Annotated in this window: 13 protein-coding genes; all 13 read right to left on the reverse strand. The window is 55.0% G+C overall.

The window, feature by feature from the left end:
* A partial coding sequence (locus ACOYNV_RS24005) for a hypothetical protein (RefSeq protein WP_422902336.1) occupies nucleotides 1-407 on the reverse strand: 407 nt, incomplete at its 3' end.
* Between the two features lie 296 nt (nucleotides 408-703).
* Nucleotides 704-1,105 (reverse strand): hypothetical protein, encoded by a 402-nt coding sequence (locus ACOYNV_RS24010; protein WP_422902337.1) that lies wholly within the window; start codon nucleotides 1,103-1,105, stop codon nucleotides 704-706.
* On the reverse strand, nucleotides 1,102-1,719 hold the full coding sequence (locus ACOYNV_RS24015; protein WP_422902338.1) for a hypothetical protein: 618 nt from the start codon (nucleotides 1,717-1,719) through the stop codon (nucleotides 1,102-1,104). Before ACOYNV_RS24015 ends, ACOYNV_RS24010 begins: the two co-directional genes overlap by 4 nt.
* Nucleotides 1,720-2,161: 442 nt before the next feature.
* A complete protein-coding gene (locus ACOYNV_RS24020) occupies nucleotides 2,162-2,368 on the reverse strand; it encodes a hypothetical protein (RefSeq protein WP_422902339.1) in 207 nt (68 codons plus the stop codon).
* Nucleotides 2,365-2,550 carry a hypothetical protein gene (locus ACOYNV_RS24025; RefSeq protein WP_422902340.1) on the reverse strand — a complete coding sequence of 62 codons (186 nt, stop codon included), beginning with the start codon at nucleotides 2,548-2,550 and terminating at the stop codon, nucleotides 2,365-2,367. Before ACOYNV_RS24025 ends, ACOYNV_RS24020 begins: the two co-directional genes overlap by 4 nt.
* Nucleotides 2,547-2,945, reverse strand: a complete 399-nt coding sequence (locus ACOYNV_RS24030; RefSeq protein ID WP_422902341.1) for a VRR-NUC domain-containing protein — start codon at nucleotides 2,943-2,945, stop codon at nucleotides 2,547-2,549. The genes ACOYNV_RS24025 and ACOYNV_RS24030 overlap by 4 nt, the downstream gene beginning before the upstream one ends.
* Entirely contained in the window at nucleotides 2,938-3,240 is a 303-nt protein-coding gene (locus ACOYNV_RS24035) for a hypothetical protein (RefSeq protein ID WP_422902342.1), read from the reverse strand. Before ACOYNV_RS24035 ends, ACOYNV_RS24030 begins: the two co-directional genes overlap by 8 nt.
* 150 nt (nucleotides 3,241-3,390) lie before the next feature.
* Nucleotides 3,391-5,346 (reverse strand): AAA family ATPase, encoded by a 1,956-nt coding sequence (locus tag ACOYNV_RS24040; protein ID WP_422902343.1) that lies wholly within the window; start codon nucleotides 5,344-5,346, stop codon nucleotides 3,391-3,393.
* The gene (locus ACOYNV_RS24045; RefSeq protein WP_422902344.1) at nucleotides 5,339-5,569 is read right to left on the reverse strand and encodes a hypothetical protein; all 231 of its coding nucleotides are present in this window, start codon (nucleotides 5,567-5,569) and stop codon (nucleotides 5,339-5,341) included. Before ACOYNV_RS24045 ends, ACOYNV_RS24040 begins: the two co-directional genes overlap by 8 nt.
* On the reverse strand, nucleotides 5,566-6,174 hold the full coding sequence (locus tag ACOYNV_RS24050) for a DUF3102 domain-containing protein (RefSeq protein WP_422902345.1): 609 nt from the start codon (nucleotides 6,172-6,174) through the stop codon (nucleotides 5,566-5,568). Before ACOYNV_RS24050 ends, ACOYNV_RS24045 begins: the two co-directional genes overlap by 4 nt.
* Nucleotides 6,171-6,374 (reverse strand): hypothetical protein, encoded by a 204-nt coding sequence (locus ACOYNV_RS24055; protein ID WP_422902346.1) that lies wholly within the window; start codon nucleotides 6,372-6,374, stop codon nucleotides 6,171-6,173. The genes ACOYNV_RS24050 and ACOYNV_RS24055 overlap by 4 nt, the downstream gene beginning before the upstream one ends.
* Entirely contained in the window at nucleotides 6,371-6,769 is a 399-nt protein-coding gene (locus tag ACOYNV_RS24060) for a hypothetical protein (protein ID WP_422902347.1), read from the reverse strand. The genes ACOYNV_RS24055 and ACOYNV_RS24060 overlap by 4 nt, the downstream gene beginning before the upstream one ends.
* A 601-nt stretch (nucleotides 6,770-7,370) precedes the next feature.
* On the reverse strand, nucleotides 7,371-7,832 hold the full coding sequence (locus tag ACOYNV_RS24065) for a hypothetical protein (protein WP_422902348.1): 462 nt from the start codon (nucleotides 7,830-7,832) through the stop codon (nucleotides 7,371-7,373).
* Nucleotides 7,833-7,978: the final 146 nt, after the last annotated feature.

Raw genomic sequence — 7,978 nt, forward strand, 5'->3', positions numbered from 1 at the left:
ATGTGGCCCCATGCAGATTCAATGTCCACGGCAAAGCCTTCAATGGGTAGCGGGTTGCCAGCGACAAGCCTCTCGCCTGCGAGGCCAGCAATGGCAACACGGGCAGCATCTACGCCAGTGCCGGTTAATCCGTAGCACTTGCCAACTCCACCATCGTCAAGTGAGGTCAGCAAAATACCGTCAACGCCTCCAGTGAACAAGAGATTTGCCAGCGAGTGACTGACTTCATGGACTGCCAGACGAAACATGAACGATTTGTCGCTGTCGCCTGCAAACTGCTTAGGTATCTGGATCGGTGTCCGGCTGGGCTGGCTGTAGGGCGGTGCGGCCTTGCGCGGCTTGGTGTGTGAACTGAAGTCGCCTTCGGTGGTCTTGAGGATGACCTTGCGGCCAAGCGATTTGCTCATGACCGACTGCATTTCTAGCCTGTCTTGAAAGGCATGAAGCAGCTTCATACCTTGCTGTGCCTCTGCTGCGCGGCGTGATTCTGGGGTTTCTGGCATCTGGGTTCCTTGGTTGACCTGACCGCTATGGTGCTATCACGACCAAAGTAGCCCCTGTAATGTCCTGATGTTTGACGGTTGCAGGGATAGGTGCGGTGGGGGTTGACCGTCTCCCTAAAACTTAGGAGACGGCCTGTTACTACGGATTTTTCGTAGTGCAAGGGGGGGTCGCAAACTGCTACCCCCCTTGAAAGGTGCCGTCACTTTGGGGGGGCCTTTGGTGTCGTTGGTGCTACAAGTACAGCCCGTTCTGGCGCTGGCAGTTTGGCAAGGGCGGCCATCTCAACATTGCTATCCAAGCTGGTGTCGGTGATTTTGTCCAGCACGGCATAATCAAGGACTTTGGCAATGGCGATGGCGCGTTGGGTGGTGCGCTTATCTTGGCCGGTGGCTTCTTCGGTTGACGCTGCAAAATTCAGCGGGTGCGGTCGTGACCCTCCGTGCTTACTTGTATCTTGAAGTGCGACAGCTTGTCGCACTTCAAGATTTATAGCATCATCCCCTGCCGATTCAGGTTCAGTATTTTTTACAGCACCTTTCCCGCCACTCTTTCTCTTAGTCCGTGGTTTTGGGACTTTCGGAGCCACCGTCTCAGGGTTCATCGCCTCCCAAATCTGCTTCCTACGCTTGTGGTTTTGGCCGCTGCTGGCTTTGCTGGCCGGGCTGATACCTGTTCCCCTGCTGCTGCACGTTCTACCAATACCGCCCGTTCTGGCTCTGGCAACTTGGCAAGGGCGGCCATCTCAACATTGCTATCCAAGCTGGTGTCGGTGATTTTGTCCAGCACGGCATAATCAAGGACTTTGGCAATGGCGATGGCGCGTTGGGTGGTGCGCTTATCTTGGCCGGTGGCTTCTTCGGTTGACGCTGCAAAATTCAGCGGGTGCGGTCGTGACCCTCCGTGCTTACTTGTATCTTGAAGTGCGACAGCTTGTCGCACTTCAAGATTTATAGCATCATCCCCTGCCGATTCAGGTTCAGTATTTTTTACAGCACCTTTCCCGCCACTCTTTCTCTTAGTCCGTGGTTTTGGGACTTTCGGAGCCACCGTCTCAGGGTTCATCGCCTCCCAAATCTGCTTCCTACGCTTGGTGTACTTGTTGCGTTGCGACTTGCTCAGTTCAGCCCGGCACAGATTCTCGTCAATCTCGATTAGCTCGGTCTGAAGGTGCGCCAAATCATCAATGACAAGCGCATCAATCTCAGTCCAGCCCAATGACCGGGCAGTGCCAGTTACGCAATGGCTGGTTCTAATTGCAGGGATTCCTGCAATTGGCCGGGGTGTGCGTGAAGTTGCGCATACCCCTTGGCCTGGTTGGATGATCCAGATTTGGAGCATCTCGGGTGTGCTTAACTTTGAGCATACCCCTTGCCAGCTCCTTGTGTTTGTTTCTCCGATACGCCACGGTCTTGTCAGGGTTGGCCGTGGCGGGTTGTTGAGGTGGTGGTGGCACTGGTGTGCCAGACTGGTGTTTGATGCGGCTGTGGGGCTAAAAATTCAGTTCACGATCATCAGGAAAATCGTTTTCCGGCTTGGGGTTTCGCGATGATCCATAGTTGGATGACCGGGCATACGATGTGCTGGCGCTTGGTAAATGGCTTTTTAAAAGCGGTTTGATGCTATGGCGGACGCGTACTCCGCCGAGTGTCTATATAAATCAACAACTTAAAATTGATTTTTGATTTATCCCGCCACCAATCCCGCCATTAAAAAAATGATTGAAAATAAATAAACCGTATAAATCGTTTCTTTGGTGTCGGCTGGCAGGGTGGCGTACAGTTGAACGGTACCCGGCGGCGCTGCGCTTGGCCCTGTGCTTGCGTTGACGCTGTGCTGTCGCAGTTTGTATCAATTTGGTGCTCATGGCGTACCTTTCATTGCAATGTCGTACAACTTCTTTGCAAGCTCCAACAGGCAAATATTGCCAATCGGCACAATCACAAAATTCAAATCATCGTCTGTTGAGATCAATGCGTTTTCGGCGTAACTGATACTCCAGCCGTCCGGGTGCCGGTATAGCGTTTGTGGCGCGAGTATTGGTGTCATGCCGAACCTTTCGTTTGAAGTGCGGTGAACACGTCTTTGCAGTTGCGGGCGATGAACCCCAAGCCCCCGGCGCCATTGATGCGCTCCAACATGATGCGCTGCTCTGGACGCAACTGGCCCTTGGGTGCTTTCACCTCAACACCCAACAGTCGGCCATCACGCAACTGGCCCAACACGTCCGGGCACCCGGTAAAGCCGAACTTCACAAACCTGTTGCCGATACGGGCGGCACCGCTGTTCATGCGTTCAGCCCAGCTCACGGCAGGGTGCGCCCGTAACGCCCGTAAAACCTCGATCAGTGCAGCAGCCTCGGGCTTGCCGTGGACTCGTACCGGCGGCTCCACGTCGCCAGTAAGCAGATTGATCTGGCCTTGCTGCTTGAGTTTTTTAGCCATGCTGGCCCCCTCGCTGTTGCAGTAGCCACTGCGTCGCTAGACGGCTTGCCTCAGAACCATCGTGCCGGTCTGGGTGGCAGCATTGCAGCAAGCGGCGCAACATGGTCGGCTCAATCGGTTCGGCAGCCACCTTGACGTAACGAATTTCAGCTTCGGCGCGGCGCTTGCCCTTTTTGTCCAGGTAGCACTCAAGGCAGGTGGCCTTCCAAATCAGGTCTTTGAAGAATGGCTCATTGCAGCTCGGACAACGGTAGGTGCCGGGTTTGAAGTCTGCACCAGAAAAGGGGTTAGTCATTGCAGTGACTCCCAACCACCAAAAATTCCCATTCACGCCGTTCACGCCATTCACGCCCCCTAAAGGGTGGCGTGAATAAACGTGAATGATTCACGGGTGTTTTTATAATTCCCGCGTGAATAGACGTGAATAGACGTGAATGAGTGGGCATCAAGGTTTACCCCCTATCAGGTGCACAATGCCTCCTGACACTTCGACAAGCTCAACATCACGCAGCCGATTGACAGCGTTATAGACACTGGTTTTACCGATATCCTGATCGGCCAATTTCTCTGCAATTTCCTTGATTCGCATATCCCTGCCAGCGCCCCGCAATAGCGCCATGACAGCCTGTTGCGTCTCGCCCAGCTTGATAGCCTTGCACACCTTCACCGGCGCATCGACGGGCACCACAATGCAGCTTGTCGCGGGCTTGCCCCACTTGGTTTCGCCCATGACAACTGAATCAAGCCTAAAACCGATACGCTCGCCCTTGGTGCCCAGGTCGCGCTGCTTGGTTATCTCAAGGCACCGACCGGCGGGGTTGTCCGTAACCTCCAGCTCGGTGTCAATGCTGGCGCGAATGCCACTCCACCCTCGGGAACCGTTTGCTGCGTTTTTTCCGCAGTGGTGAATCAACATGAAATGCGCTTTGCACTCGGTGCGAATCCGGTCAAATCGACTGATGACCATGCCCATATCCTGCCCGGCGTTTTCGTTGGCACCTGCCGACAGTCGCGCCAAGGTGTCACCCACAATCAGCCGCACCTTTTGACCCCGCTGCTGCTCCAGGACGCGCACCAGGTCAATGACGCGCTTGGTGTCTGCATTGCCGTCAAATAAATCAATCGGGCTTTGGACAATGGCAAAGTTAGGCACCAGGCAGCCGTGGTGCTTTTGGTAAGCCTGAAGTCGGGTGCGGACACTGCCGACAGATTCCGCTGCCAGATAAACCACCATGCCCTGCTCGGTGCGGCGGCCAAGCCAAGGCACGCCACGCCCGACAGCAGCAGCCAGATCAATGACCAGGAAGGTTTTGCCGCTGTTGCTGTCGCCATAAAGCACACTGCCATCGCCAGCGGTGATAAGCCCCTCCACCAGCTCGTCGGGCGGCTCGAATGTGTCACTCAGCTCGTCGGCAAAAACCAGCGAAACCGGGTACTGCTGCTCGGGCTTTGGTGGCTCGCTGGCCGATTCCAGCACTTGCTGAACTGCATCGAAACCACCATTAGGCGATTGAAACAAGTCGTTTAAGTCGCTGTTGTCCTTCCATCCATCAGGCATCTTGGCAACACCGGCCCCAACTTCAGCGGCGATTTTGTCGGCGGCGGTTTCCTTGCCAACATCCGGGCAAAGCACCAGCCGGGCACTGGCATCGCTCTGGCGCAACTGCTTGGCTACCTTGTCGATATTGCCCCAGCCGAAACAAACGACAGCAGCGGCCCCTGTAGCCATCCAGCAAGCCCAGGCGGTGCCGATACCCTCGCACAGGTAAACCGGCTCACCGGGCTTGATGGTGCCGACGGTGAACCATGCGCCAGACATTGACGCACCGGGCAGGTTCAACTTCTTACCTTTGCCTGGCACCGGTATGAATTGAATGCTCTGCATCGTGCCATCCGGCGCATAAGCTGGCACTGCCAAAGCACCGGCCAGGCTCTGCATCGCAATGGTCAATGTGCTGTCAGTGGGCACCATGCGCAAATTCTCATTGGGCGCTCCGGTTGCGCCTTTTGTTGCCTTGTACTGGTGCACCAGAACGGGCACCAGGCGATTCCATACCTCTGGCGCACTGTTACCAGGCATAGGCTTGCGTGGTGGCTCTGCGGCCCGTGTAGCCTTCTTTGGCGCGGGTTTGCGGTCGGTGCCTTCAGTCCATCCGGCATCACGCGCCATGCCGAAAAGCGCACCAGCAGTAACACCCCCTTGCGTGTCCTTAAACGAACGCCAGGCATCACGGGCACCGGCGGCGGTGTAGTTGCCAGCCCCGGCGCTCCATTGGTCGAACGTGTCGAAGTCGCCCCCTGCGGCGTGATAGGCCATGCCCCTTTTCACCCAGGCATCACGGTCACAATTTGGATCCAAACTTTGCAGCGCATCACGGGCGCGGTCAATGTCGTTACTCATTATTTTTTACTCCCATACGCGCCAGGATGGTCTGCAACTCAGACAACGTGCTGCAATGCCGGGTCTGGCCCCAGCGTGACAACAGGTAGCCCGAGGGCACCTTCACCAGCTCTTGCTGAATCTTCCCGGCTTGCCATTTCAGCAAGGCGAATGCTTGCCGGTCGGTGCTGTCGGTGGCTACGTGTGACAGCACTGGCGGGTTTTCTTTTTGTGCGGTGGTCATTGCTGAACCTCCACGGCATCAGCGGCGGCTTGCGCATCAAGAGCATCAAGCTCCACCAGCGCATCGTTTAGCTTTTTACGAAGTCCGTCAAGCTGCTGTCGTTTGACTGGCAGTTGATAACCGATCAGCTTTTTTACCGCCTTCAGGGATGACTCTGCTTTGCCAAAAATAGACGATGCCCGCTCTGAGTCGGTGCGGTTCTCTCGGTATCTGCTGTAGGCTGGCTTCGGCGGCGCTGTCGGGTCGGTGGTAATTGCCTTGAGTGCCTCACGCAATGGCAAATCGCTAACGCGTTGTCGATTTGAATCATCAAGCTGTTGAATCTTTTTCGACAATCTCATATAGGCTCGCGCTGTACTTACTGCCAGTTGACAGTTTTCCGTAACCCATATTTCCCATTCGCCGTGTTTTAATTTCGCCTTGGCTTCAATCAACAAGTTGCCGGTGGTAACGGCTGCGGCGGCGGCGGTCTGTACGCTGCGCTCTGCCATCCGGGCGTAGATCTTGATACGGGCGGACAAGTTGGACAGCACGGACGGGACATCAGGCTCATCCAGCAACTCCATCCCTGTGCTCAATTCGTATGTCTTTGGGGCGGCGCTCATGGGGTGGCTCCAATCGTTTGATTGGCTGGTGCCATTTCGTACCGCGTGACCCAAAGCGCCAGACCAATGTTTTTCAGACGCACCAGATTCACAGTGAAACGCCATGTAAATGCTATAAAATCAGCAGTGTGTTTTGTGATTGTTTTTGCGATTTGCCCGGCTGCTACCGGGCAATCGTTTTTGTGGGCGGCGGGCATCATGCTGCGACTCCCAGCAGTTTTTTTATGTCACTTGTTTTCCAAAGCAAGGCACGCTTGTTAAACCTGAGTGGTTGAAGGGGGCCAGTCCCTTTGTCAGCCCATTCGCGCATGGTTGCACCACGGATTCCAAGATAAGCTGATGCCACTGGTGTTTTCAACACCGGGCGCAGCTCGTCCTCAATGCGGGTCGTCAAGATTTCAATTCGGTCAGCCATAAAATATTTCCTGTGTTTGTTGGTAACACCTGAAATAGTCTCGTCACGACCTGGTAAACGTCGTTTACCTTTGCAAAAAAAGTTCGGTTTTTTAGTGGTTCTGCCCTGGTCAAGCGGCGGTTTACTGCTGGCGGGCGTACCGGTACCTGCCCCGGCGGGCATGTAGTCTGGTGCGGCCATGCTTACCGGCTCGCAATGAATGCGTCAATGTCAGCCTTCAGCCACTTAGGTCGGTCGGGAGAAATGTAAACAGGCTTGGGCAGAATTCCGCGCTTGCGCATTGATTGAAAATTTGACGACGATATGCCCAGGTAGGTGTGGGCTTCAGTCCGATCAAACAGGGGGGATTCAACTCGCGCAGTGGAGGCGGTGTTGGTGTCGTGAGACATTAAGAGCTTTCAAAGTTAGGGTTAACCAGCAACCTTGAAACGACACCCGTCAAAAACCACAACCCGTTTGGGTTGTTTATGGTTTTTGGTAAACTCGCATCTGTTGGATGATTCGAGAATACGACTTGCAAAAGTCACGGATAGGCCACCTTGCCGGGTGGCTTTTTCGTTTCTGCGGTTTGCAAAAATAGCTTTAATCGGCTATCGGTATCAATTGTAAATGGCGGTGTGTCTCACAAAAAGACAAAGGCTGGACACATTGAAAACAATAACAAAATCAATGTGTTATCTGCCTCACGCCCGCGAAAATGCTAAACGGTTTGGCTTGAGCTTGGCGGGTCAATCAAGGCAATAAGCGAAGCGCAATTTATACCTTGCTCCGATTTCGTGATTCAACCCTGCGGCTCAGGGATCCGCAGTTTCTTGATCGTGACTATCGGCACAGGTGGTGCAGCAGGTGGCGCTGCATCAGCAGGCGCAATGGCATCTGGCACCGATACATCACCAGTCGGCGCAATGGCATCACCCGAACCATCGGCATCAGGCTTTGGCGGCTTGGGCACCTTCACCATTGGGACTATGCCAGCCGCGTTGATTTGCTTCGCGTCCAAGTCAAGCTCGCCGGTCAGCAGAACCATGACGGTGCCGGGTTCGCCCGCCTTGATAGCGGCCTGACACTTGCGAAACGACTTCGGGCTGATTGGTGCGACAAACCTTTGTCCGTCAACCTCGACTATCAGACTGACGGCATCGCCAACGGTGGCAAGCTCCGTGTCCAGGCCGGTGACGGTCGCGGTGACTTTCAGCTTGGTGGCCTGTACTGGTACTTTGTGTTTTTTTGGTGCGGTTCCCATGAGATCTATCCTTTGGTTAATGACCGGTTGTCAATGCCGAGGTCACGGAGTCTGCGCCGCGGCCTTCGGCGTACATCTCGTCGATGGCGGACTGTGCCTCGTCATCCCCCTGCGCTGCTGCCAGCCTAAACCACTTCAGCGCTTCC

The sequence above is a fragment of the Propionivibrio sp. genome (genome assembly GCF_049316945.1).
Classification (GTDB): domain Bacteria; phylum Pseudomonadota; class Gammaproteobacteria; order Burkholderiales; family Rhodocyclaceae; genus Propionivibrio.